Consider the following 25,781-nt stretch of genomic DNA (forward strand, 5'->3'; position numbering starts at 1 on the left):
ATTATGACAAGAATAAGTACCATGCTCCTTTTGTTGATGATTTTTGGGGTGTCCTGTAAAGATAAATCAGCTTCAAAAGAAGCAGAAGCAACTCAAGAAACCGAAGTGGTAAAAGAGGTAGTTGAAACGCCTAAAACCTATGCCGAGATTTCTATTGCAGAAGGAGGCCAGTGGATAGATGGTCCTAGAGATCATAAGGAGTATAGTGGCGGAACGTCATTTAAAAATGTAGCATCCTTAAAAGTTCCTGAACAACATACAGATCATTCTTGGTATATCCGTTATGAAGGTCCAGGTTGGGAAAGCAGTAAAGTGGGATACAGACTGTATCTGGATTGGAGAAATGCCATTGACATTTTTGGAAAGGTAACCGATGAGATGGTCTTGTCTCAAGTGGGGCAGGATGGTTTCGATTCTTACCATGAATTACAGTCTTGGGGAATGGACATCTTAAAGGCCGGGAAATCTATGGGAATAGGTTCTTTGGGGAGATATGATGGTACGGAAGTGCTGCACTTCAATGAGGTGGATTCCACCTTTGCCAATGTTGAGAATATGGCAAGCAGGTCTGTGGTAAATGTTGACTATTTTGGATGGAAGACCATGGATGATAAAATCGATTTAAAATCGCAATTGAGCATTCAGCCTGATAGTAGAATGACTAAACATACTATGACGCCTTCAAAAGCGATTTCGGGAATTTGTACAGGAATTGTAAAGTTTGATGGAATTGATTTAATACAGAAAGAAAGCGATACTTCAGATTGGGCCTACATTGCTACTTATGGAGAGCAAAGCTTAGTGCCTGATAATTTGGGAATGGCTGTATTCTATAAAAAGTCAACAGTGGAACAAGTTGTAGAAGGACCTCATGACCACATTGTGGTGTTCAAACCAACAACAGAATTAGTGTCATTTTACTTCTTAGGTGCTTGGGAAAAAGAAAAAGATGGTATTACTACAAGAGAAGGTTTCTTGACATATTTAGATGGGCTTTTGTTAGAATTAAATAACAATACCTTGTAATGAAACGAGGTGCCCAAATGTTTCTTTTTGGAGGGCTTTTTTTAGGAGTCCAAATGCTTTGTGCGCAAGAAACATCATTCACTATTGAGGATTGTGTCAATACCTTTTCAAAAGACCAAACAGTTTCTACCAAAGCGGGTTATCAATATTGGTTTGTCGATAAGGATTTCCTAGACGGAAGGACCATTAAAATGAGTGTGGTGGCACCTGGAAAATCTACCCATGCGCCTCATAAACATGTCGAAGATGAATTCTTTTATGTTCTGGAAGGGACAGCTAAATTTTATTTAGATGGAAAGGAAGTAGTGGTAGGGGCTAATACCAGTTTGTATTGTCCGTCAAATAGCATGCACGGTATTAGTAATGCCGGAGAAACCGAATTGAAATATTTGGTGATTAAAAAATATGAGAAATAACAAATGAAAAAGTATGTAAAATCAGTTCTTGTTCTCGCCGTTTTAATGGGGGCAATGAGCTGTAAAGAAAATAAAAAGGAGGTTGTAGCTGCAGAAGAACCTCAAAAAGAAATGACAATTCCTGAGAATTTAAAATGGTCTGAGCGTATGGCCTTGTCCGAAATTGTGCGTTTTCCAGATCCTACCAAGCTTGATTTTCGTGATAAGCCAAGATGGAGCTATACCAACGGATTGGTGTTGCAGGCCATGTCTAGGGTTTATGAGCAAAATCATGATGAACGCTTGTTTGATTATATCTACGATTATGCCAACAGGATGATTGCCGAAGATGGAACGATTGATACATATAAGCTTAGTAATTATAATTTGGATATGATTAAATCTGGAGATGCTGTGTACTATTTGTACAATAAAAAGCAGGAGCCTAGATTTAAAATGGCCATGGATACGCTTCATAAGCAATTGGAAGGGCAGCCCACAACTTCAGAGGGAGGCTATTGGCATAAGAAAATATATCCTTACCAAATGTGGTTGGACGGAGTTTTTATGGCAGAGCCTTTTCATGCCAAATACGCTACAACATTTATGGATGGTCCCGAAGCGGAAAAAACTTTTGAAAAAATCGTGCTTCAATTTGACTTGATTGAAAAGTATAATAGGGATCCAAAAACTGGACTATACTATCATGGTTGGGATGAGAGCAAAGAGCAAAAGTGGGCCGACAAGGAAACTGGTCTGTCCCAAAACTTTTGGTCCCGCGGTATGGGCTGGTATGGCATGGCTTTAGTGGATGTATTGGATTATTTGCCAGAAACCCACCCGGGAAGAGAGCGAATTATCAAGTACCTAAACCAATACGCCGAGGCTATTGTCAAATATCAAGACAAAAGCGGTACTTGGTATCAAGTATTGGACATGCCTGAAAGAGAAGGAAACTATTTGGAGGCTACAGGTAGTTGCATGTTCACCTATGCCTTGGCTAAAGGTGTTAACAAGGGCTATTTGCCAAAATCATATGTAACCTATGCTCAAAAAGGGTTTCAGGGTGTTCTGAACACCTTTGTAACTGTGGAAGCCGATGGGATGGTAAATCTTAACAAGTGTTGTGCCGTAGCAGGTTTGGGAGGAAATCCTTATCGTGACGGTACTTTTGAATACTACATTGGAGAAAAAATTAGAGCTAATGATCCTAAGGGAACCGGACCTTTTATCATGGCCGCTTTGGAGTTGAATCAATAATCAAAAAGCTTTCCTCAAATTTATGAAACTAGCAATTAGTTTATTTTTATCCTGCTTATACTTGGGTCTTTCTGCACAAAACTCCACACCATTATCTCAGGTTTGGGTAGCGGACAATGGTGATGGGACCTATAAAAACCCAATTCTTCATGCCGATTATTCCGATCCTGATGTTGTAAGGGTGGGTGACGATTATTATATGACTTCTTCATCGTTTAATTGTGTACCTGGCTTGCCCATTTTGCATTCCAAAGATTTGGTGAATTGGGAATTTATCAATTATGCGTTGCCAAAACAACCACCTTATGAGGTGTTTGATAAGCCCCAACATGGAAATGGCGTTTGGGCGCCCTGCATTCGATATCATGAAGGAGAATTTTACATTTACTATCCCGATCCGGATTATGGCATTTACATGGTGAAGACTAAAGATCCTAAAGCTAACTGGTCTGAACCTATTTTGGTAAAAGCCGGAAAAGGTTTGATTGATCCTACGCCTCTTTGGGACGATGATGGCCAAGTATATTTAGCCTATGCCTTCGCAGGAAGTAGGGCAGGGATTAAAAGTCTACTGGTAATTTGCACCATGAATACTGAAGGCACGGTCGCGAATGATGATGAGGTGATGATTATAGACGGACATGAGGAAGAGCCAACAATAGAAGGACCTAAATTCTACAAACATAATGGCTACTACTATATTTTCGCACCTGCCGGAGGAGTGGCAACTGGGTGGCAAACTGTGCTGAGGTCTAAGCAAATTTATGGGCCTTACGAAAAGCGCAAGGTTATGGATCAAGGAAAGACTTCTATTAATGGGCCTCATCAAGGAGCTTGGGTGCAAACGCAGGCAGGAGAAGATTGGTTCATACATTTTCAGGATAAAGGCACTTATGGTAGAATTGTCCATTTACAGCCCATGAAGTGGGTTGATGGCTGGCCTGTTATTGGGGAGGATAAGGATGGTGACGGTATTGGAGTTCCTGTGACTTCCTATGCAAAACCAAATGTAGGAGCGACCTATTCCAAAGTAACACCCCCAGATTCTGATGAGTTCAATAATCCTGCTTTAGGATGGCAATGGCAATGGCATGCCAACCCGAAGGTGTATTGGGGTTTTCCAACAAGTATGGGACATTACACCATGTATTGCATGCCCAAAGGAGACGCTCAGAACTTAATGGATGTTCCCAATTTATTACTGCAAAAGTTTCCTTCGGAAGAATTTACGGCAACCACCAAAATGACTTTCAATACTCGTTTTGATGGTGAGCAAGTTGGGTTTTTGATCATGGGATTGGATTATAGTTATCTTAAGGTGAAACAGCAATCAGGTAAATTAATGTTGTCTCAGGTAACTTGTATGAATGCCGATAAAAATGGTGTTGAAAAGGAAAACGCTTCAGTGCCATTAAAAAATAATACGTTCTATCTTCAGGTGAAGGTTGGAAATAATGGTATTTGTGAATTCTTCTATAGTGAAAATGGGAAGAAATTTAAATCGATAGGAACTTCTTTTAAATCTAGAGAAGGGAAATGGATAGGAAGCAAAATAGGCTTTTTGGCATTACGCGATGGTGTTATCAACGATGCGGGTAGTGTGGATATTGATTGGATTAGATTTACCGAATAATGAAGAAATCAACGGCAATATTGATGTTATCGTTGTTCCTAGGGTGTAGTTGCTTGTTGTTTCAAGGCTGCAAGTTAGAGTCATCTACCGAACTTCCTTTTTCCGTAAAATCAGATTTATTTGATTCTTTACAAGTTGCTGATTTGGAGTTGAAAACGCCAAAAGGGATTGAAACTTTTACGGTATTTAAACCGTCCGATAGTACCGACCATTTTAGTAACGGCGCTGTTATGAAAGCTTTTAATGGCTACTTGTATTGTCAATGGCAAAGCTCCAAACAAGATGAAGACTCAGAAGATACATGGGTGGCTTACAGTAGAAGTAAGGATGGTCGTTCTTGGTCTAAGCCAATGGTGTTAGCGGAGACACAGCCCAAGGGCTATAGCACCTCCGGGGGATGGTGGAGAAATGGGGATACTTTGGTAGCCTATTTCAATGTTTGGCCATCAAAATTAGTACCCGAAGGAGGTTTTGCCTATTATAAAACGAGTGTGGACGGCATGCATTGGTCTGATAAAAAGCCGTTGTTAATGAAAGATGGTTCTCCCATGGAAGGCGTATTCGAGCAAGACCCTCTTAGTTTGGAAAATGGACGGATTGTTAATGCAGCTCATTTTCAACCAGGATTACACGTTGCTCCCATTTTTACGGATGATCCTTCGGGGGTAAGAGGTTGGACTAGGGCCGATTTTTCAAATAGCTCCTCCAAAAATGATGTGTCTCGGGAAATCGAACCAAGTTGTTTTAGTCAAAACGATCAGACATTGGTGATGGTTTTTAGAGATCAGTTCAGTTCGTTTTTTTCTATGGCATCTGTAAGTCATGACCTTGGTGAAACTTGGACGAGTCCAATGTTAACCGAAATGCCAGATTCGCGCTCCAAACAAAGTGCTGGTAATTTGCCAGATGGTACAGCTTATTTGGTAAATAATCCTGTACATTCAAAAATAAGGATGCCCCTAGCAATTACTTTGAGTAAAGATGGAAAGTTTTTCGACAGGTCATTTGTGCTTAGAACAGGAGAGGAAGGTATTCAACCCCTGCGTTACCAAGGAAAATACAAACGATTGGGATATCATTATCCTAAGTCGATGGTGCACGAGGGGTATCTTTATGTTTCCTATACTACGAATAAGGAAGATGTAGAATTTACTAGGATTCCATTAGAAAGTTTGAAAGATTAATTAAAAGGAAGACTAGTCTTCAGTTTTGAATCAAAATGAAATTAACGAAGATATATTATACTTTATTTTTAGTCATAAGTTTAACGGTGAACTTTGGCGTATTGGCTCAAGTGCATGACCAATCCTGGAGGGCAATAATTTATCAGGAAGAAGGTGGATGGTTTGCTTCGGAAGAAGCCAAGGCAATTGCCGAAAATGTTCTGTTATACCAAAGAGATATTGGAGGCTGGCCTAAAAATATCCAAATGCATTTGCCTTTGAATTCAAATGAAAAAAAGGAGTTGCAGGAGTTGAAAACTCAGGGCGAAGGCTGTACGACAGATAATGGTGCTACGGTTCAGGAAATGCGTTTTCTTTCTAAAATGTATCGTCAAATTCCCGATGAAAGATATAAAGAGGCCTTTCTAAAAGGTTTGGATTATTTGCTGGCAGCGCAATATGACAACGGAGGCTGGCCTCAGTTTTATCCGCTTAAAAAGGGGTATTATTCACATATCACCTATAATGACGATTCCATGGCCAATATCATGAAGCTGCTTTTGGAGTTAAAAAATAAGTCGGGGTATTATTCCATAGAACCAGATGAAACAACTTTAGTTAAGGTAAATATTGCTTTTGAAAAAGGCATTGACTGTATATTAAAAACACAGTATGTTCAAAATGGGGTTTTAACGGGATGGTGTGCCCAACATGATGAGACAACTTTTTCGCCTGCTAAGGCAAGGGCGTATGAATTGCCGTCTTTAAGTGGGAAGGAATCGGCTAACATTGTGTTGCTGTTAATGGCTTTGGAACAGCCTTCTCCTGAAGTAGTAAAGGCTGTAGATGCGGCTGTGGCTTGGTTTAAAAAGGTAAAGATTGAAGGTTTGCGAGAAGAACGGTTTTATGATGATTCTGGGGAATTAACTGACAAAATAATGGTTCAGGATCCTAATGTCGAAGTTATTTGGGCGCGCTTTATGGAATTGGACGATAACAGGCCTTTCTTCTGCGATCGTGATGGGATTAAAAAGTACACCATGGCTGAAATAGGAGCTGAGCGAAGAAATGGTTATGCGTGGTACACCAATGAGCCTAAAGAGGTGTTGAAACGTTACCCAAAATGGAAAGAGAAGTTCGGTAAAGAAGCGCAAATCATTCATAAAAAACCAATGAATGAACGTTATATGGTGGTAGCCAAAGATGGTTCTGGAGAATATACCAATATTCAAGAGGCTATTAATAATACAAAGTCTTTTCCTTATGAACGCATAACCATTTTTGTGAAAAATGGGGTGTATTATGAAAAGGTAAAGGTGCATGAGTGGAATACTAACCTGTCATTGGTTGGAGAAAGTAAGGAACACACAATTATCACCTACGATGATTATTTTGATAAAATTAATCTTGGAAGAAATTCTACCTTTTTCACTCCTACCATGTTGGTGGAAGCTAACGATTTTGAAGCTCGGAATTTGACCATTCAAAATACGTCGGGTGATGTTGGGCAGGCTGTCGCTTTATCGGTGTTTTCCGATCGTGTTATAATAAATAACTGTAATATCTTGGGGAATCAGGATACTTTGTATGCCTCAGGAATTGGGAAGCAATATTATAAGGACTGTTATATTGATGGGACTACCGATTTTATTTTTGGAGGGGCTACGGCACTGTTCGAGAATTGTATAATTCATAGTAAAAAGGATTCCTATATCACGGCTGCATCTACGCCACAAGGAGCAAGTTTTGGTTATGTGTTTTTAAACTGTAAGTTGACTGCAGAAAAGGGTGTGACAGAAGTGTATTTAGGGCGTCCGTGGCGTATTTATGCGCAAACTGTGTTTTTGAATTGTGACATGGAAGGGCATATTCTTCCTGAAGGTTGGCATAATTGGTCGAAGCGAGAAGCAGAAAAAAATGCCTTTTATGCCGAATACAATTGTAAGGGAGAAGGATTCCATCCAGAAAAAAGAGTGATGTGGTCACATCAGTTAAACAATAAAGAAGCAAAGAAATATACGAAAAAGAACATCTTAGGTGAACATCCAAAAAGTAATGAACCAGAGTGGTATGAACTATTTTAAAGTATTGTTGCTGCTAATAGTGTTGGCAGGCTGTCAAAAACAAAGAGAACAGGTCGAAGAGATTCAAGCTGCTATTACAATTTATGCTGTGGGTGATTCTACAATGGCAAATAAGAAAGATCCAGAAGAAAATCCAGAGCATGGTTGGGTACAAGTGTTGCCGCCATTTTTCAACGATAAGGTGACTGTGGAAAATCATGCAGTAAACGGACGCAGTACCAGAAGTTTCATTGCTGAAGGGCGTTGGGATTCTGTGGTTGCCAAATTAAAGCCTAAAGATGTGGTTATTATTCAGTTTGGGCATAATGATCAAAAAGAAAACGATCCAAAAAGATATACCAATCCTCATACGGCATATCGTCATAATCTAATCAAAATGGTTCAGGAGGCTATCCATAAAGGAGCTAGGCCAATTTTGTGTTCTTCTATTGTAAGAAGGAATTTTAATGAGGAGGGAACTTTGGTAGATACGCATGGTGCATATCCATTAGAAGTTAGATTGGTTGCTAAAGAATTTGATGTTCCTTTTGTAGATATGCAGTATTTAACAGAGCAAATGGAAGAGGCTTATGGAGTGGAAGATTCCGAGAAATTGCATCTTCATTTTGAGTCAGGAGAACATCCTTTCTTTCCTGAGGGAAAAGAAGATAATACACATTTATCGGCCCTAGGTGCAAATGAAGTGGCGAAACGATTTGTTCAAGCTTTGAAGGATTCAAAGAGTTTTTTGGTAGATTATTTTAAATAGAATTATAATTTTGAAATAAAGTTTTAAAAGATGAATTGGATTAAATGTTTAGTATTCGGATCTATGCTTTTGGCCGTACAATTTAAAATGCTTTCACAAGAGGAAATTAACTTATATCCAAATGGTGTACCTAATGCTATTGAAGATAAGGAGTACCAAGAGGAAGCCGAGGTGAAGGATGGCAAGGTGATCAAAGTATATAAGGTTTCAAAACCAACTTTAACAGTGTTTAGACCTGAAAAGAGTAATGGTACAGCGGTGATTATTTGTCCGGGCGGTGGTTACGGATATTTGTCATTTGATAAAGAGGGAATTCAACCTGCGAAATGGCTGAATGAGCATGGGGTCACAGCATTGGTTTTAAAATATAGACTTCCGCATGATGGTATTATGGAAGATAAATCTTTTGGGCCATTACAGGATGTACAGCAAGCTATTCGATATGTGAGAACCCATGCCAATGAATTACATATTGATGAAAATAAAATTGGGATTATGGGCTTTTCTGCAGGAGGTCATTTGGCAGCATCGGCTTCTACGCTTTACAATGAAGTTGTTTATGAGGAAGGGACGGTGCCATTAAAACCCGATTTTTCAATATTAGTTTATCCGGTAATTTCAATGGAGGAAGGTGTGACACATAAAGGTTCGAAAACCAATCTTCTTGGTGAAAATCCATCTAAGGAAGAAGTTGAAAAGTTTTCTACAGATGAACAAATTAATGCGCAAACACCACCAGCTTTTTTGGTACATGCTACAGATGATGGGGCGGTACCTGTTGAAAATAGTTTGAGATACTACAGCAGTCTTGTTGAAAATAATATCTCAGCAGAACTTCATGTCTATAATCAAGGTGGGCATGGATTTGGTTTGAAAGGAAGAGGAAGTAGTGCAGGTTGGACCAAAGCGTTGGAAAATTGGTTAAAGGATTTTGGATTATGTGATTAGTATTGCTTTTTGTGAAAAGCACAATAAATCGCACTTTTTTTTGCTAATAAACTTGTTATTTTGCGGTTAAAGGATGACGGTAAGAAAAATTGTACGGGAATATATGTTTCTATTCAGTTTTTTAAATCAATTTATTCGTAGTTTAAAAGCGAGTTTCAATTTGGGTGGTACTACTGAAAATAAGAAAACATTAAATATTTTAAGGAATTATTGAGGTTAACCTAACGTTTGATTAACCTATTTGTTTTATCATTGAATCGGTTATTACTTATCTTTTGGGGTCAAATTTTAAAATGCACTTAATCGGATTTTATTGCTTTTTATGGAATATTTTTTTTGCTTTTATTTTGTAAGGTCACTTTTTTTTATAATTTTACGAACCAAATTACCTCAAAGCATATTAGAATTTAACCTTGTGAGGCGTTTCGTTTTAACATTTGTTTTCAGAATTGATTAATAGTAAGGATAAAAAACGATTGTTAAACTTGGAGTTTAAAAGCTTGCTTTTGCATTAAAGTGATAATGAAAGTACAAAACAAAAAAATATTAGCCTCGGTTTTATTTGTATTAGTCAGTTTTATGTGTGCTGCTCAAGAATTGCCCCCACCTGAACCTAAAGGAACAATACCTCCAGGTTTGCCTATTGATGGATTGGTCCCATTGCTATTGGCCTTAGCTGGATTCTATGGTGTGAGAATGAAAATCAAACAGAAAAAATAGAAACGCTCTATTGATACAATCTGTGTAGTTGACTAATATATTTTCCCACAACATCAAATTCTAGATTTACGACACTTCCTTTATCAAACTGATTGAAGTTGGTATGTTCAAATGTGTAAGGAATTATAGCAACGCTGAATTCTCCTTTCTTAGAGTTTACTACGGTCAAACTTACTCCATTTACAGTAATTGAACCTTTTTCAATAGTTATATTATGTAAAGATGGGTCGTAACTAAAGGTGAATACCCAGCTGCCATTTTCATTGGTTACAGAACTGCAAGTGGCAATTTGGTCTACGTGGCCTTGAACAATATGACCATCCAGGCGGTCTCCCAATTTCATGGCTCTTTCCAAATTGACTTGGTCACCTACTTTTAATGAGCCTAAATTGGTTTTGTTCAGTGTTTCTTTAATAGCTGTAACCGTATATTCTTCATTTGAAATATTTACTACTGTCAAACAAACACCGTTGTGGGCAACACTTTGGTCTATTTTGAGTTCGGGGGTAATCTTGCTTTTTAAGGTTATATGAAGGTTGTCCTGTTCTGTATTCAGTTTTGTAATTTCGCCTAAGTCTTCAATAATTCCAGTAAACATAATGTCGAATAAATGGTTAAATTTGCAGGTATAAAAGTACGTACAATTACGGTATTTACTTAAATGAACTGTCATTTTTTGGAATTTGGCTATCGTTTGGAAGTCATGTTTACAAGGCAGTATGAAAATTGAATCATATTTAATGAAAAAAGAACATACAATAAGAGTTGGGATTTCAGTAGGGGATTTAAATGGCATAGGACCAGAAATTATTTTAAAGACGTTTGAAGATCCACGAATGTTGGAGTTTTGTACGCCTGTAATTTTTGCCTCCATAAAAGTGATGTCATTTTATAAGAAACATACAGGAAGTAGCGTTAATTTACATGGAATCCATGATCTTGGCCAAATAGTGGAAGGGAAAATTAATGTATTGAATGTTTGGAAAGAAAATGTCACTGTTGAATTTGGTAAGGAAGATCTAAAAATAGGGACTTATGCAGTGAGATCTTTGGAGGTTGCCACCCAAGCACTTAAAAAAGGAACCGTAGATGTTTTGGTGACTGCGCCAATCAATAAGCATAATATTCAGTCCGACACTTTTAAATTTCCTGGCCATACCGACTATTTGGCGAAGGAATTGGGCGGTAAGAGTTTGATGTTTATGGTAACCGAAGATCTTAAGGTAGGATTGCTTACCGATCATGTTCCGGTTAAGGATGTTCCAAAAAAAATTACATCACAATTAATTCAAGAGAAAATAAATACGGTGTATACCTCTTTGGTGAAGGATTTTAATATTAATAGACCTCGTATAGCGGTGTTGGGCATTAATCCACACGCTGGTGATAATGGGGTAATTGGTGAAGAGGACGATAAAGTATTGGGACCAACCTTGAAGAAAATTAGGGATTCCGGAAAGTTGGTTTATGGGCCATATTCGGCAGATAGTTTCTTTGGTTCCAATAATTACAAAAATTTTGATGCGGTGGTGGCGTCTTATCATGATCAAGGTTTAATCCCTTTCAAGACTATTTCTTTTGGACAGGGGGTGAATTTTACCGCGGGATTGGATAAAATTAGGACTTCGCCAGACCATGGAACGGCTTATGAGATTGCCGGAGCCAATAAAGCGGATGAAAGTTCGTTTAAAGAAGCGGTATTCACCGCGTTACAGATTTATAAAAATAGAAGTGAGTACGAAATACTCTCAAAAAACCCGTTAAAAAAGGCGCCAAAAAAGATATGAACATTTTTTGTTTATAACAAGTAGTAATAAATAAAAAATTTATATATTTGCAGGCTCAAAATGACAGTGACTATGAAGCCCTTAAAAGAATATACCATACAATTTGTAGGTTTAAAGGTTGGAAAGCATCATTTTGATTATCAAATTGATAATAAGTTCTTTGAACATTTTGAGTACGAAGAGTTCAACGACGTGAAAATTGACACCCATTTGGATTTGGAGAAAAAGTCCACTTTAATGGAGTTGCATTTTACAGTTGAAGGTACCGTAAATGTCAATTGCGATGTAACCAATGAACCATTTGACCAAGACATTAAAGGTCATTTTGATTTAGTTGTGAAGTTTGGAGAGGAGTATAATGATGAATATGAAGATATATTGATCTTGCCTCATGGGGAATACGAACTAAACGTGGCACAGTACATCTATGAATTGATCATATTATCCGTGCCGGCAAAGCGTGTACATCCAGGTGTGTTGGATGGTACTTTGCAGTCAGACGTACTTAAAAAGTTGGAAGAGTTGAGCCCAAAAGGCGAAAAGGAGCATAAGACATCAGAGGAGATTGACCCTCGTTGGAATACATTAAAAAAACTATTAACGGATAAATAACATATAAAATGGCACATCCTAAAAGAAAGATTTCTAAAACAAGAAGAGATAAGAGAAGAACACACTACAAGGCATCTGTTCCTCAGATAGCAACGTGTCCTACTACAGGAGAAGCGCACTTATACCACAGAGCTCATTGGCACGAAGGAAAGTTGTACTATAGAGGTCAAGTGCTAATTGACAACTCTGAAAAAGAAGATAATTTAGCATAAGTATTATGCATGCATATAATAAAACGCTCAGCAATGAGCGTTTTTTTTATGATTAATTTTCTAAAGTCTCAAAAACAAGTTAATTTGCGTCATATTTGACTAAAAAAGTAGTAATTTCGTCAAAATTTACTTGTTTTTGGCCTTTTTTGCCAAAATTTCGGACAACTAATAAATAAGGAATGAGTAAAATCACAGCGGCAATTACAGCTGTAGGAGCCTATCTGCCAGACTTTGTGCTATCAAATAAAGTTCTAGAAACTATGGTTGATACCAATGACGAATGGATAACCTCTAGAACAGGTATTAAAGAAAGGCGAATACTTAAAAAAGAAGGGGCAGGAACATCTTACCTTGCCATCAAAGCAGCAGAAAACTTATTGGAACGTAAACAGATAGATCCCAAGGAAATTGATTTGGTGATTGTGGCTACGGCTACCCCAGATTTATTGGTGGCATCTACTGCGGTTTATGTAGCTTCAGAAATTGGAGCTACCAATGCATTTGCTTACGATTTACAAGCAGCATGCTCTAGCTTCCTTTACGGAATGTCTACGGCATCGGCATATATAGAATCTGGACGTTACAAAAAAGTTCTGTTGATTGGAGCCGACAAAATGTCTTCGATCATTGATTATACAGACCGGACTACCTGTATTATTTTTGGTGACGGTGCCGGTGCAGCATTATTTGAACCAAATACAGAAGGTTTAGGGTTTCAAGATGAATATTTGCGAAGCGACGGTGCGGGAAGAGAGTTTCTTAAAATTGAAGCAGGAGGATCCATTTTGCCTCCAAGTGTTGAGACTGTAGAGAATGGTCAACATTTTGTTCATCAAGATGGACGTACGGTGTTTAAATTTGCCGTATCCAATATGGCCGATGTAGCTGAAAAAATCATGCAACGTAATAACCTTAGTCATGAGGACGTGGCTTGGTTGGTGCCACACCAAGCTAACTTGCGTATTATTGATGCTACTGCGAACAGAATGAACCTTCCAGATGAAAAGGTTCTTAAAAATATCCATCGTTATGGAAATACAACTTCGGCTACTTTACCGTTGTTGTTAAGCGACTTCGAATCACAATTCAAAAAAGGAGATAACTTAATATTTGCTGCCTTCGGGGGCGGATTTACTTGGGGATCGGTCTATTTAAAATGGGCCTATAATTCCTAATTCTTAAACTAAACTAATAATATAATTAAACTATTATGGATATAAAGGAAATTCAAAACTTAATCAAGTTTGTGGCCAAGTCGGGTGCAAGTGAGGTTAAATTGGAAATGGACGATATCAAGATCACCATTAAGACAGGAAGTGAAGATAAAGGTGAATCTACTACCATCCTACAACAAATACCAGTTAGCAATCCAATCGCGCAAGCTGCTCCTGTAGCCGAGGTACAGGCAACAGTGCCTGCTGTACCAGTAGCGCCTCCAGCGGACGAGAATTCAAAATATGTAACTATAAAGTCTCCTATTATTGGTACTTTTTACCGTAAACCTGCACCAGACAAACCTGTATTCGTAGAGGTTGGTAGCAGCATTAAAGAAGGAGATGTGCTTTGTGTCATCGAAGCTATGAAACTTTTCAACGAAATCGAATCTGAGATTTCAGGTAAAATCGTAAAAATATTGGTGGATGATGCTTCTCCAGTAGAGTTTGATCAACCATTATTTTTAGTGGACCCATCTTAATGTAAAATCCCAATTTTCAATTCCAAACCTGAAGAGGTTCTTCGGGATTTGTTTTTTGAATATTGAAAATTTGAAGAATTTATGTTTAAAAAAGTATTAGTTGCCAATCGAGGAGAAATTGCACTTCGTGTAATTAGAACCTGTAAGGAAATGGGCATTAAAACGGTAGCTGTATATTCTACAGCAGATGCCGATAGTTTGCACGTTAAATTTGCCGATGAAGCGGTTTGTATTGGTCCAGCCCCAAGTTCAGAATCTTATTTAAAAATGGCAAATATCATTGCAGCTGCAGAAATTACCAATGCAGATGCAATTCACCCAGGTTATGGATTCTTGTCTGAAAATGCCAAGTTTTCAAAAATCTGTGAAGAACACGATATCAAGTTTATTGGTGCCTCTCCTGAGATGATCTCAAAAATGGGGGACAAGGCTACTGCAAAGGCAACCATGAAGGAAGCCGGTGTACCATGTGTTCCTGGAAGTGACGGAATCATTGCTAGTTACGAGGAATGCGAAAAGTTAGCCAAGGAAGTTGGATATCCTGTGATGCTGAAGGCTACTGCCGGAGGTGGAGGAAAAGGAATGCGTGCTGTTTGGAAGGCTGAAGACCTTAAAAATGCATGGGATTCCGCCAGACAGGAATCTAAAGCTGCCTTTGGAAACGATGATATGTATATGGAAAAACTTATCGAAGAGCCAAGACATATCGAGATCCAAATTGTTGGAGATTCCAGAGGAAAAGCATGTCACTTGTCTGAGCGTGACTGTTCTATTCAACGTCGTCACCAAAAATTGACTGAAGAAGTTCCTTCGCCATTTATGACAGAGGAATTGAGAAATAAAATGGGTGAAGCTGCAGTAAAAGCTGCTGAATATATTAAATACGAAGGAGCGGGAACCATCGAATTTTTGGTGGACAAGCACCGTAACTTCTACTTCATGGAAATGAACACGCGTATTCAAGTAGAACACCCAATTACCGAGCAGGTAATTGACTTTGACTTGATTCGTGAGCAAATTTTGGTTGCTGCAGGAGTGCCAATTTCAGGTAAAAACTACGAGCCAAATTTACATTCCATCGAGTGTAGAATCAATGCGGAAGATCCGTTCAACGATTTCAGACCGTCACCAGGGAAAATCACTACATTGCATGCACCTGGAGGACATGGAGTGCGTTTGGATACTCACGTTTATGCAGGGTACACCATTCCGCCAAACTATGACTCTATGATCGCAAAGTTGATTACTACTGCTCAAACTAGAGAAGAAGCTATCAACAAAATGAAGCGTGCTTTGGATGAGTTCGTTATCGAAGGAATTAAAACAACCATTCCTTTCCACAGACAGTTGATGGACCATCCAGATTATCTTGCAGGAAACTATACCACCAAATTTATGGAAGGTTTCAAAATGCAAGCCATAACTGAAGAAGCATAATAAATTACCAAAATAACAAAGACTCCGAATTGTAAAGTTCGGAGTTTTTTTATGGTGTTCTTTTGCCCAAAAGTGTTTGGCCAAAAGGCAGGCTGTCCGTTATATCTTTTTGTGAAAAACAAAAAGGATGTCACTTCCATCCTTAACACGAAAACAGTAACTTCGTAATATGAATTGGTCTTTTTGGGAAATACAATCTTGGTTCTCCAACGTCGATTTCACTATTGTTGGCAGTGGTATTGTTGGGTTGAACTGCGCCTTGCATTTAAAGCAAAATTATCCCAAAGCAAAGGTGCTTGTTTTGGAAAAGGGCATCTTGCCTCAAGGTGCCAGTACCAAAAACGCCGGTTTTGCCTGTTTTGGGAGTCTTAGTGAGATTTTGGAGGATTTGCAGTCCCATGATGAGGAAACCGTGTTTCAATTGGTTCAGAAGCGTGTGGAGGGCTTAAAACTATTACGTCAAAATTTAAGTGATACTGTTATTGATTTTAAACAACACGGAGGTTACGAACTGTTTACTCAAGAACAGAGTGCTTTATTTGATGCTTGTTTGGAGCAAATGGAATCCGTTAACAAGTTGCTTCATCCTTTGTTTAAGGAAGATGTATTTGTACTTAAGGAAAATACATTTGGTTTTCAAAATGTGCAAAACAAATTTCTATATACCCCTTTTGAAGGTCAGATTGATACTGGAAAAATGATGGAGGCTTTACTTTGTAAAGTTCAGTCATTGGGGGTGAAAATCTTAAATAAGGTTATTGTTGAAGGCTATTCGGAAACGAGTACAGGTGTAGTTATAAAAACGAAGGATTTTGAAGTGTCAACTTCCAAATTATTTGTGGCCACCAACGGATTTGCGTCCCAACTTTTAAACGAAACCGTTTTGCCGGCAAGGGCTCAAGTGCTGGTAACCAAACCTATCAAAAACTTACCGTTTCAAGGCACCTTTCATTTGGATAAAGGGTATTATTATTTCAGAAATGTTGGGGATAGAATACTCTTTGGGGGAGGTCGAAACTTAGATTTTAAAACAGAGGAAACCGTGCAGTTTGGGCTTACGGAATTGGTGCAAAATCAATTGGAAGATTTGCTTAAAAATACAATTTTGCCTAATATCCCTTTTGAAATTGAAAACAGATGGAGTGGTATTATGGGGGTTGGCTCACAAAAGAAACCAATAGTAAAACAACTCTCCAATCATGTGTTTTGTGGTGTTAGATTGGGAGGCATGGGCGTTGCCATTGGCAGCTTGATAGGAAGTGAATTGGCAGAATTGTTAGATTGATATCATGAAAAAGCTTATACGATTTTTCATAAAACTTATTTTTCTGTGGATTATCCTTTCTGCAGGCTTGGTGATTATCTATCGTTGGGTGCCGGTACCCATCACACCGCTGATGGTAATTCGGTATTATGAGCAGCCAAAGGAGAATGAGCGTAAAATGTGGAAACACGATTGGGAACCTCTTGAAGCAATTTCTAAAAATCTACAGTTGGCGGTTATCTGTAGTGAAGACCAGACCTTTGTAAAGCACCATGGGTTTGATGTAAAAGCCATTGAAAAGGCCTATGAAAATAACAAAAAAGGCAGGCGGATAAAAGGAGGAAGCACCATTAGCCAACAAACGGCAAAAAATGTGTTTTTATGGCCAGGACGTAGTTGGTTGCGTAAAGGATTGGAAGCGTATTTCACATTTCTAATTGAATTGGTTTGGCCAAAGGAACGTATCATTGAGGTGTACCTTAACAGTATTGAAATGGGAAATGGGGTTTATGGAGCAGAAGCCGCTTCTCGCTATTGGTTTAAAAAGCCTGCAAGTAAATTAACCCAATATGAGGCAGCCGCTATTGCGGCAATTTTACCCAATCCAAGACATTACAAAGCTCAACCTGCCACAACATACATTCAGGGGAGAAAGCAGTGGATTGTCAAACAAATGGGCTTTTACGGACCTTTAGATTACTCTGTTCCCAATGAAGAATAAGGAAACAATAAAACTCGGGTTGTTGCAGCAATGTTTGGAGTTAATTGAAACGCGGTTAAGAGTAAGCCAACAAAATATTCAGGATATTCAAGAATCCCTAAATTCTGAAACTAAAAGCAGTGCTGGAGATAAGCATGAAACTGGTCGTGCCATGTTACAATTGGAACGGGAAAAGGCAGGCCAACAATTAGCAGAACTGGAACGCACCAAAGCTGTTTTATCCAAAATAGAACCTAATAGTAGCTCGAAAATAATCGGTTTGGGAAGCGTGGTGTTTACCGATAAAGGAAATTATTTTATTGCTGCAAGTTTGGGAGAACTGAATATTGAAAACACGGCTTTTTATGCTATTTCTGCAGCCACTCCAATTGGGCAATTGTTATTGGGTAAAAGGGAAGGTGAAAAGGTTGATTTTGGAGGTAACAAAATAGCTATTTTGGAAATTATTTAGAATACTCCAAAAAAGTTAGGGTTTTTGGATTCAGATTCTCAAAATGATTAAAAAAAACAGTATTTCCATCTAAATCGGCTTCAATCAAATAATAATCCCCTTTAAAATAGGCTTGTTTGACTGTTGCTTTAAGGTTGGAATTTGGAACCATTTTTAATTGATGAGCGTAAACAATGTTTCCTTCAATGATATTGAATTCTCCAAAAAAGGACGCTATTAAAGGAGTCTGTGGGTTGTTGAATAAATTTTTAGGGGAATCATTGCCTACAATTTGATGCTTGTCCAAAACAATCATTCTGTCCGAAAATCCTAAAACATCCTCGCTGTCATGCGTGGCTACAATGCACGTTATTTTATGTTGTTTTAGGTATTGAAACACATTTCGGCGTAAGGATTGTTTTTTAAAATTGTCAATGTGGCTAAAAGGCTCATCCATTAACATGATTTCGGGTTGTTTCGCCAAGGCTCTGGCTAAGGCCACGCGTTGTTTTTGGCCACCGCTTAAGGTCTTTACTTTGGTTTTGGCAAAGTGGGGCAATTCTACAACCTCCAAGAGCTCAGCAACTCTTTTTTGCTTCTCTTCAGGATAAAAGTTGGATAGGAATTTTCCAATGTTTTCCTCTACCGATGTGAAAGGCATCAAATCAAATTCTTGGGCGACATATTTCATAAAATCGTAGCCAATGACCAAATTGAATTTTGGCCCCAAAATTTGTATGTTTTTCCAAAAAATTTCGCCTTGATCCAAATCGTGTTCGCCGTAGAGCAATTTTAGAAGGGTGCTTTTACCTGAGCCACTTTCCCCAATTATGGAAAGGTGTTCGCCAACACCAACTTCAAAGTTGACATCTTTTAGAACAGAGTTGTCTTTATAATGAAATGATAAGTTTTTTACCTGAAGCATGCTGCAAAAATAGCATAAAAAAACGCTCAGTTTACTGAGCGTTTTTTATAGAAGGATATAAGCTATTGATTTTTATTAAATCAAATTGTTTTCCAACAAATATTCAGCGATTTGAATAGTGTTGGTAGCTGCTCCTTTACGTAAATTGTCGGCCACAATCCACATGTTTAGAGTATTTGGTAGGGATTCATCTCTTCTAATTCTTCCTACAAATACCTCGTCTTTATCATGCGCATAAATTGGCATTGGGTAGGTGTTTGTAGCTGTGTCATCTTGAACAATCACTCCTGGAGTTTCACTTAAAATAGTTCTGATATCTGCCAAGTCAAAATCATTTTCAAATTCCACATTTACAGATTCACTATGGCCTCCAGCTGTTGGAATTCTAACAGCTGTTGCGGATACTGCAAATGAACTATCCCCCAAAATTTTCTGAGGCTCTTTGGCCAATTTCATTTCTTCTTTAGTGTAACCATTGTCTTGGAACACATCACAGTGAGGCAATGCATTGCGTCCAATTGGGTAAGGGTAGGCCATTTCGCCTTCTACACCAGCAATTTCATTTTCTAATTGTCTTACTGCCTTAACACCAGTTCCGGAAACTGATTGGTAAGTAGAAACGATCACACGTTTCATTTTATATTTTTTATGAAGTGGTGCCAAAGCCATTACCAACTGAATCGTAGAGCAGTTTGGGTTGGCGATAATTTTATCTTCTTTAGTTAATTCGCTAGCGTTGATTTCAGGAACTACCAATTTTTTAGTCGGGTCCATTCTCCAAGCAGAAGAGTTGTCTACTACTGTGGTGCCTACTTCAGCAAATTTAGGTGCCCATTCCAAAGAGGTGTCTCCTCCGGCAGAAAACAAGGCCACATCGGGCTTCATGTTTACGGCATCTGCCAAACCTACTACTGTATATTCCTTATTCTTAAATGTAATTGACTTTCCAACAGAACGCTCTGAGGCTACTGGGATTAATTCTGTTAATGGGAAATTGCGTTCTGCGAGAACTCTAAGCATAACTTCTCCAACCATTCCGGTTGCTCCTACTACTGCTACTTTCATGTTACATTTTGTATTTAAAGGGTTTTTGAATTGTTTTGAGCAAAGCTAAGTATTAATTGAGTATTTAGGGTACAAAAAAAGCCTCAGTGTCTTTAAAACCAAGGCTTTTTCACAATAAATAACAAAAAGTTATTTATTTAACAATTTTATTTTTTAAGCAAATCCCGAATTTCTGCCAATAATTCTTCTTGGGTTGGTCCTGCAGGTGCAGCGGGAGCAGGCTCTTCTTTTTTCTTCATTGCATTGATACCCTTTATAAGCATAAACATCACGAAAGCCACAATGATAAAGTCAATAACATTGGTCAAAAACTCTCCGTAAAGCAGGGCAACTTCTCCTGTAATTTCACCTGCGTCGTTGGCAGTCCCTTCGGTAATGACATATTTGAGGTCCTTGAAATCAGATTTGAAAATTAAACCGATTAAAGGAGATACAATGCCTCCTGTAAAAGAGGCCACTACCTTACTAAAGGCAGCTCCCATTACGAAGGCCACGGCAATGTCTACCAAGTTGCCCTTCATGGCAAATTCCTTGAATTCTTTTAGCATAAGATGTGTGTTAATTAGGTTATTAGAACACTAAAATACCAAAAAAACAATCAGCTCAAAATCAATTAATAGGATTATTCTAGAATGACTCTTTTTACTCTTTGTGAGATGGCTGTGAGGATTTCATAGGAAATGGTATTGGCTCCTTGGGCAAACTCCGAAGCTGTGGGATGTTTGCCAAAAACAATGACTTCATCTCCTTCTTTGCAGTCAATATCGGTGATGTTAACCATAATCATGTCCATACAGACATTTCCAATAATAGGAGCGCGCTGGCCATTGATGGTTACGGCACCTTTGCCTTGTCCATATTGCCTGCCAATACCATCGGCATGACCAATAGGGATGGTGGCTGTTTTCTGAAATTTATCGGCTTTAAAGGCTCGATTATAGCCCACGGTTTCTCCTTTCTTGATATGGTGAATTTGTGAAATAACCGATTTAAGCGTCCCGATAGGTTGGAAGTTTTGGTTCTCTTCTTCCGAGTTTCCAAAGCCATACAACCCAATACCACTGCGGACCATATCAAAATGGGCTTCTGGATAATTTAGGATTCCAGAGGTATTGCACATATGCAACATAGGTTTAAAGCCAAGGGTTTCGGTAAAGTCTTTGGCAATGGCTTTAAAAGTTTCAATTTGGTTCAGGGTGAATTCCTTTTCATCTAAGTCTTCACTAGCGGCCATATGAGAAAATATAGATCTCACGCTCACAGCTCTAGTATGGTTCAAAATAGAAGCAATGCCTTTTACATCATATTCGGAAAATCCTAATCGGTTGAGGCCTGTGTTGAATTTCAAATGCACTGGGTAATTAACTTGGTGCTCAGTTTCTGCAACAGCGATAAACTCATTCAACACTTTGGAGTTGTATAAACTAGGCTCCAAACAACGTTCAATAAGTTGTTTAAAATGCGCAGGCTGTGGGTGCAGTACCAAGATGCGTTTTGTAATACCAGCATCGCGAAGGGCCACACCTTCACTAGTGTAGGCCACTGCAAAATAGTCTACATCAAGTTCCTGTAAGTACTTGGCAATTACATTGGCATCGTGCCCATAGGAATAGGCTTTAACCACGGCCAAAAATTTAGTGTCAGGTTGGAGTTTAGACTTAAGGTAATTGTAATTGTGCTTGAGGGCTTTTAAGTCTATTTCAAGGGTAGTTTCCTGGGCTTTGGGCATTACTGTTCTTCTTTGTTTTTTGGTGAAAGATCTTCGGCATCGGTCACGTCCATGTGCTTCACTTTGTCCCTTAGCATGCATTTGTAAAATGCCGCTCTGCTCAAGGGTTCGTATTCATCTACTTCCCCCAACAAAACGAGTGCATCACTTTGGGTTTTTCGGTGGCTGTATTGGGCCAAGTTTCCCGTTTTGGTACAAATAGCGTGAACCTTGGTAACATACTCTGCAGTAGCCATTAAGTTGGGCATGGGGCCAAAGGGATTGCCTTTATAGTCCATATCCAATCCAGCGACAATCACCCGAACCCCTTTATTGGCCAAGTCGTTGCAAATCCTTACAATTTCATCGTCAAAAAACTGGGCTTCGTCAATACCAACCACGTCGCAACCATCGGCCAAAATAGGAATGTTGGCAGCTGCCGGCACGGGTGTAGAACGAATTTCATTGGCATCGTGAGACACCACCTTTTCGTCATCGTACCGCATGTCGATGGCAGGCTTAAAGATTTCAACTTTCTGTTTTGCAAATTGGGCACGTTTTAAACGGCGTATCAATTCCTCTGTTTTACCAGAGAACATCGAGCCACATATCACTTCAATCCAGCCAAATTGTTCTTTGGGGTTTACTGTATTTTCAAGAAACATTTTGTAATTTTAACGCTAAAACTAGGCTAACTTTCGTTTTGTATAAAGGTGGCGTAAATTTATCAAAAAAACAAAAGCACACATTAGATTAAATTTTTAAAGTTATGAAGAAGAAGTTGGAATCCGAATTGATGAGCATTGCCCACAGAATCCTAAAACTGAAAGGGAGGGATGATGTGGAAAAAATGCACACCGAGGTCGGAGCGCTTTATGAGAAACTTTCCGTATTAAAATTTTTACATAGCAATTTTGAAGGGGAAATGCCCAGTATTGGAAGCGATTCTTCTTTCTTCGAAATGTTGGACAAGGCATTCAACAATACCGTTAGCGATAGTATAGAAGTAGAGGATAGGGTGTATACTGATATTGATGATACCCAACATGAGGAAATCATGGAGCCAGCCATTGAAAAAATCAAAGACATTGTGGCGCAAATGCCAGAGGAAACACATCAAATTGATGAACTGTTTGAATCGGCGGTGCCAAAAAATGAATATAGAAGCGATGTGTTTGAAGATATTACAGCTGGCTTTGAAGAGACGCCCGTATTTGAACCTGTAACTGAAGCCAACGCCCGCTTTGAAACTAAAAAGTCGCTTAATGACAAACTAAAGCGTGGCGGTATCGCCATAGGTCTGAATGATAAAATAGCCTTTATCAAACACCTATTTGACGGTAGAAATGAAGACTACGATCGTGTGCTATCGCAAATCAATACCTCTGAATCTTTTGAGGAGGCTAGCAATCTCATCCAAAACATCGTAAAACCTGATTACAACCAATGGCATGGCAAGGAAGCCTACGAAGAACGCTTTATGGAAATCATAGAGAGTAAGTTTGGGTAAGTATCAAATTTCAGTTTCCTTTTTGGTAATAGACATCTTTTAGGCAGTGAAACCTCTTTTCGTTGCTTAATAACATTGGTTAATTGTGTGCATAAACTGAAAAGATTGTACTTTTGAACCCTAATCCGCCTAAAATGAGTAAGCTTTTCATAGTTCCCACCCCTATTGGAAATCTCAAGGACATGACGTTTAGGGCCATTGAGGTTTTAAAGGAGGTCGACTTAATCCTAGCTGAAGACACTCGTACTTCAGGGAAGTTGCTGAAGCATTTCGAGATTGCCACACACTTGCAATCGCACCATATGCACAACGAGCATAAAACGGTAGAAGGCTTGGTGCAAAAGCTAAAGGGCGGCATGACCATTGCCTTGATCAGTGATGCTGGGACACCGGCCATTTCAGATCCTGGGTTTTTATTGACTAGGGCCTGTATTGAAAACGGTATAGATGTAGAATGCCTTCCGGGAGCAACGGCCTTTGTACCTGCTTTGGTAAATTCAGGTTTGCCTAACGACAAGTTTGTGTTTGAAGGTTTTTTGCCCGTGAAAAAGGGACGGCAAACTAGGCTCACCCTCTTGGCCGAAGAAACCCGAACCATGATTTTTTACGAGAGTCCGCATAAGCTATTGAAGACCTTGGCCAATTTCTGCGAATACTTTGGTGTAGACCGCCCTGTTTCCGTATCCAGAGAGCTTACCAAGCTGTACGAAGAAACCGTGAGGGGAACTGCTCAGGAGGTTTTGGACCACTATACCCAAAAGCCACCCAAAGGGGAAATTGTGGTGATTGTAGGCGGAAAGAAATAAGCCCTAAAACAACATAAAATAAACATAGAGACACATGACGATTGACGCATTCAAACAAAAATTACAAAGCACACCAACACAAATAGAGTTTGCAGAAACCATGGCAGTGGTAGAAGCCAACTATGCCTTTACGCCTACCGCCTTTACCAACGGTAACCTTCATAACAAGGCGGGAGAAAACTCTGGCTCTTGCAAATTGTTGGCCTTTGCCCAATTGCAAGGTTTTAGCCAAGAGGACACTTTGGCTTGCTTCGGGAAGTTTTATTTTGATGAGGTATTGAACGACCCAAACGGAACCGGCCACCAAAACATTAGAAACTTTATGGCTACAGGCTTTGAAGGTCTTAGCTTCGAAGGTTCACCCTTGCAGGAAAAATAGTTGTAGGCATGTAGTGGGTTGTTGGCTTTGCCTCTAAACTCTTGAAAAGAGTGCCAAAACCCGTCATTTCGAGTAGCATTTCGTAGAAATGCTGTATCGAGAAAAGGGTTTTGAAAGGCTTTTAGGTTTCGATACAGTTTTTCACACTGCCATTTCGAAAAACCAGGCAACCTGACGTATATTAAATAAACACAAAGCACTCCTTCATGTATTGATGGAGTGCTTTTCTTTCTGTATTCCTGTTTAGAAGTTTTACCTGGGCCTTTTTTTAAAATCACTTGAGCTACTTTACAAAAAAGCCTTATACTTGTAGGAAAAACTTTTATGAGAAACTTTACTTTTTTAGGATTGTTATTTGCTTTTTGTACTAGTAGTATGGCGCAAGCGCCCAACGATTGTGTGAATGCCATATCTATTAACTCCAATGAGTTCTCAGGGCAAACATTTACGGTGGCCCAAGGAAAAGGAGATATTTCGGAGGTTTATGGATGTGGAAGTTTAGAGCATAATTCGTTATGGCTAAAAGTAACCATGACCGGTACAGGGACCTTTGGTTTTGATCTTATTCCTTTAAATCCTGATTTGTATATTGCAGATTATGACTTTTGGGTATACAATGCCAATTATTATGTGTGTGGTGAGGAATGGGACCCTAATGGTGAGTTGTGGGTGGACACTATCCGCTGTAATACCATGCATCCTGGGGAGGCTGGGTTAGAGAACAATCATACGGGTATGAATGGGACAACAACAGCAACGCATCAGGGACCAGGGGCTAATGGTGATTCGGGCTATGTAAGATGGTTGGATGTTCAAGAAGGTGAAGTGTATTATATTGTTATAGATGGCCCCTATGAGGTAGGTAGTGTTGATACAGGAAGAATGAACGAACCTATTGGATTTACTCTTGAACCTTTGGGTAGTTCTGTTACTTTGGGTGTTGAAGAACAGTTGTTGGCAGAGCACAGTATCAACATCTATCCAAACCCAGCAAAGGGAGCGTTTACCATAGATTGTGGTACTACTGCCAATGTAAACGGTTGGTCTGTAGAGGTAGTTAATATGTTAGGCCAAATTGTGTATAGTAATACCATGGACAGCCAACAGTTAACAGTAACCTCTCCACAATTAAACACACAGGGCATGTATTTTGTAAAAGTGAGTGACCAGTTTAATAATGTGGTAAGTGTTAAAAGGCTGGTTGTAAAATAAACTTCCCAAACCCCGCCAATTCGAATGGCATTTCACAGAA

General features: G+C 39.0%; 28 protein-coding genes. 22 read left to right on the forward strand and 6 right to left on the reverse strand.

Annotation, left to right across the window (positions count from 1 at the left end):
* The first annotated feature begins 3 nt into the window (after positions 1-3).
* The 9 genes from ZA06_RS07180 (at position 4) to ZA06_RS07220 (ending at position 9,977) form a co-directional block, all read left to right on the forward strand.
* Complete coding sequence (locus ZA06_RS07180; RefSeq protein ID WP_053976692.1) at positions 4-1,026, forward strand: DUF4861 family protein; 1,023 nt, start codon at positions 4-6, stop codon at positions 1,024-1,026.
* Positions 1,026-1,442 carry a cupin domain-containing protein gene (locus tag ZA06_RS07185; protein ID WP_082331951.1) on the forward strand — a complete coding sequence of 139 codons (417 nt, stop codon included), beginning with the start codon at positions 1,026-1,028 and terminating at the stop codon, positions 1,440-1,442. Before ZA06_RS07180 ends, ZA06_RS07185 begins: the two co-directional genes overlap by 1 nt.
* Positions 1,443-1,445: 3 nt before the next feature.
* Positions 1,446-2,681: a glycoside hydrolase family 88/105 protein gene (locus tag ZA06_RS07190; RefSeq protein ID WP_053976693.1), complete on the forward strand. Its 1,236-nt coding sequence runs from the start codon at positions 1,446-1,448 to the stop codon at positions 2,679-2,681.
* A gap of 22 nt (positions 2,682-2,703) precedes the next feature.
* Positions 2,704-4,314, forward strand: a complete 1,611-nt coding sequence (locus tag ZA06_RS07195; protein WP_053976694.1) for a glycoside hydrolase family 43 protein — start codon at positions 2,704-2,706, stop codon at positions 4,312-4,314.
* Entirely contained in the window at positions 4,314-5,498 is a 1,185-nt protein-coding gene (locus ZA06_RS07200; RefSeq protein WP_205625696.1) for a sialidase family protein, read from the forward strand. The genes ZA06_RS07195 and ZA06_RS07200 overlap by 1 nt, the downstream gene beginning before the upstream one ends.
* A 35-nt stretch (positions 5,499-5,533) precedes the next feature.
* A complete protein-coding gene (gene pelA / locus ZA06_RS07205) occupies positions 5,534-7,561 on the forward strand; it encodes a pectate lyase (protein WP_053976695.1) in 2,028 nt (675 codons plus the stop codon).
* The gene (locus tag ZA06_RS07210; protein WP_053976696.1) at positions 7,548-8,309 is read left to right on the forward strand and encodes a rhamnogalacturonan acetylesterase; all 762 of its coding nucleotides are present in this window, start codon (positions 7,548-7,550) and stop codon (positions 8,307-8,309) included. The genes pelA and ZA06_RS07210 overlap by 14 nt, the downstream gene beginning before the upstream one ends.
* Positions 8,310-8,339: 30 nt before the next feature.
* Positions 8,340-9,257 carry an alpha/beta hydrolase gene (locus ZA06_RS07215; RefSeq protein WP_053976697.1) on the forward strand — a complete coding sequence of 306 codons (918 nt, stop codon included), beginning with the start codon at positions 8,340-8,342 and terminating at the stop codon, positions 9,255-9,257.
* Between the two features lie 522 nt (positions 9,258-9,779).
* Positions 9,780-9,977, forward strand: a complete 198-nt coding sequence (locus tag ZA06_RS07220) for a hypothetical protein (RefSeq protein ID WP_053976698.1) — start codon at positions 9,780-9,782, stop codon at positions 9,975-9,977.
* A 7-nt stretch (positions 9,978-9,984) separates the two neighbouring features.
* Here ZA06_RS07220 and ZA06_RS07225 read toward each other — a convergent pair whose 3' ends face one another.
* Entirely contained in the window at positions 9,985-10,575 is a 591-nt protein-coding gene (locus tag ZA06_RS07225; RefSeq protein WP_053976699.1) for a riboflavin synthase, read from the reverse strand.
* A 142-nt stretch (positions 10,576-10,717) separates the two neighbouring features.
* Between ZA06_RS07225 and pdxA the strand changes: the two genes are divergently transcribed.
* From pdxA to ZA06_RS07265, 9 genes are all read left to right on the forward strand, one after another.
* Positions 10,718-11,764: a 4-hydroxythreonine-4-phosphate dehydrogenase PdxA gene (pdxA, locus tag ZA06_RS07230; RefSeq protein WP_053977094.1), complete on the forward strand. Its 1,047-nt coding sequence runs from the start codon at positions 10,718-10,720 to the stop codon at positions 11,762-11,764.
* A 72-nt stretch (positions 11,765-11,836) separates the two neighbouring features.
* Entirely contained in the window at positions 11,837-12,376 is a 540-nt protein-coding gene (locus tag ZA06_RS07235; RefSeq protein ID WP_053976700.1) for a YceD family protein, read from the forward strand.
* Positions 12,377-12,384: 8 nt separating this feature from the next.
* Positions 12,385-12,588, forward strand: coding sequence for a 50S ribosomal protein L32 (gene rpmF / locus ZA06_RS16755; protein WP_082331952.1), 204 nt, complete (start codon positions 12,385-12,387; stop codon positions 12,586-12,588).
* A gap of 179 nt (positions 12,589-12,767) precedes the next feature.
* Positions 12,768-13,763 carry a beta-ketoacyl-ACP synthase III gene (locus tag ZA06_RS07240; protein WP_053976701.1) on the forward strand — a complete coding sequence of 332 codons (996 nt, stop codon included), beginning with the start codon at positions 12,768-12,770 and terminating at the stop codon, positions 13,761-13,763.
* A 35-nt stretch (positions 13,764-13,798) separates the two neighbouring features.
* Positions 13,799-14,284 (forward strand): acetyl-CoA carboxylase biotin carboxyl carrier protein, encoded by a 486-nt coding sequence (gene accB, locus ZA06_RS07245; RefSeq protein ID WP_053976702.1) that lies wholly within the window; start codon positions 13,799-13,801, stop codon positions 14,282-14,284.
* 81 nt (positions 14,285-14,365) lie between these two features.
* Positions 14,366-15,721 (forward strand): acetyl-CoA carboxylase biotin carboxylase subunit, encoded by a 1,356-nt coding sequence (accC, locus tag ZA06_RS07250; protein WP_053976703.1) that lies wholly within the window; start codon positions 14,366-14,368, stop codon positions 15,719-15,721.
* Positions 15,722-15,890: 169 nt separating this feature from the next.
* A complete protein-coding gene (locus tag ZA06_RS07255; RefSeq protein ID WP_053976704.1) occupies positions 15,891-17,006 on the forward strand; it encodes an NAD(P)/FAD-dependent oxidoreductase in 1,116 nt (371 codons plus the stop codon).
* A gap of 4 nt (positions 17,007-17,010) precedes the next feature.
* Positions 17,011-17,706 carry a monofunctional biosynthetic peptidoglycan transglycosylase gene (gene mtgA, locus ZA06_RS07260; RefSeq protein ID WP_053976705.1) on the forward strand — a complete coding sequence of 232 codons (696 nt, stop codon included), beginning with the start codon at positions 17,011-17,013 and terminating at the stop codon, positions 17,704-17,706.
* Positions 17,696-18,157 carry a 3-oxoacyl-ACP synthase gene (locus ZA06_RS07265; RefSeq protein WP_053976706.1) on the forward strand — a complete coding sequence of 154 codons (462 nt, stop codon included), beginning with the start codon at positions 17,696-17,698 and terminating at the stop codon, positions 18,155-18,157. Before mtgA ends, ZA06_RS07265 begins: the two co-directional genes overlap by 11 nt.
* Here the strand turns inward: ZA06_RS07265 and ZA06_RS07270 are convergent.
* The 5 genes from ZA06_RS07270 to ZA06_RS07290 form a co-directional block, all read right to left on the reverse strand.
* Complete coding sequence (locus ZA06_RS07270) at positions 18,150-19,061, reverse strand: ABC transporter ATP-binding protein (RefSeq protein WP_053976707.1); 912 nt, start codon at positions 19,059-19,061, stop codon at positions 18,150-18,152. The two genes, ZA06_RS07265 and ZA06_RS07270, sit on opposite strands and share 8 nt — an antisense overlap.
* 75 nt (positions 19,062-19,136) lie before the next feature.
* Positions 19,137-20,126, reverse strand: a complete 990-nt coding sequence (locus tag ZA06_RS07275) for an aspartate-semialdehyde dehydrogenase (RefSeq protein WP_053976708.1) — start codon at positions 20,124-20,126, stop codon at positions 19,137-19,139.
* Between the two features lie 146 nt (positions 20,127-20,272).
* The gene (mscL, locus tag ZA06_RS07280) at positions 20,273-20,674 is read right to left on the reverse strand and encodes a large-conductance mechanosensitive channel protein MscL (RefSeq protein ID WP_053976709.1); all 402 of its coding nucleotides are present in this window, start codon (positions 20,672-20,674) and stop codon (positions 20,273-20,275) included.
* A gap of 74 nt (positions 20,675-20,748) precedes the next feature.
* Positions 20,749-21,855, reverse strand: coding sequence for an alanine racemase (gene alr, locus ZA06_RS07285; protein WP_053976710.1), 1,107 nt, complete (start codon positions 21,853-21,855; stop codon positions 20,749-20,751).
* Positions 21,855-22,499 carry a thymidine kinase gene (locus tag ZA06_RS07290; protein ID WP_053976711.1) on the reverse strand — a complete coding sequence of 215 codons (645 nt, stop codon included), beginning with the start codon at positions 22,497-22,499 and terminating at the stop codon, positions 21,855-21,857. The genes alr and ZA06_RS07290 overlap by 1 nt, the downstream gene beginning before the upstream one ends.
* Positions 22,500-22,603: 104 nt before the next feature.
* Here ZA06_RS07290 and ZA06_RS07295 point away from each other — a divergent pair, with 104 nt between their 5' ends.
* The 4 genes from ZA06_RS07295 (at position 22,604) to ZA06_RS07310 (ending at position 25,741) form a co-directional block, all read left to right on the forward strand.
* Complete coding sequence (locus ZA06_RS07295; protein WP_053976712.1) at positions 22,604-23,344, forward strand: hypothetical protein; 741 nt, start codon at positions 22,604-22,606, stop codon at positions 23,342-23,344.
* 134 nt (positions 23,345-23,478) lie between these two features.
* A complete protein-coding gene (gene rsmI, locus ZA06_RS07300) occupies positions 23,479-24,150 on the forward strand; it encodes a 16S rRNA (cytidine(1402)-2'-O)-methyltransferase (protein ID WP_053976713.1) in 672 nt (223 codons plus the stop codon).
* 34 nt (positions 24,151-24,184) lie between these two features.
* Positions 24,185-24,529 (forward strand): HopJ type III effector protein, encoded by a 345-nt coding sequence (locus ZA06_RS07305; RefSeq protein WP_053976714.1) that lies wholly within the window; start codon positions 24,185-24,187, stop codon positions 24,527-24,529.
* Positions 24,530-24,853: 324 nt separating this feature from the next.
* The gene (locus ZA06_RS07310; protein ID WP_053976715.1) at positions 24,854-25,741 is read left to right on the forward strand and encodes a T9SS type A sorting domain-containing protein; all 888 of its coding nucleotides are present in this window, start codon (positions 24,854-24,856) and stop codon (positions 25,739-25,741) included.
* Positions 25,742-25,781 lie beyond the last annotated feature (40 nt).

This window comes from Mangrovimonas xylaniphaga, from assembly GCF_001280435.1.
Lineage (GTDB): Bacteria > Bacteroidota > Bacteroidia > Flavobacteriales > Flavobacteriaceae > Mangrovimonas_A > Mangrovimonas_A xylaniphaga.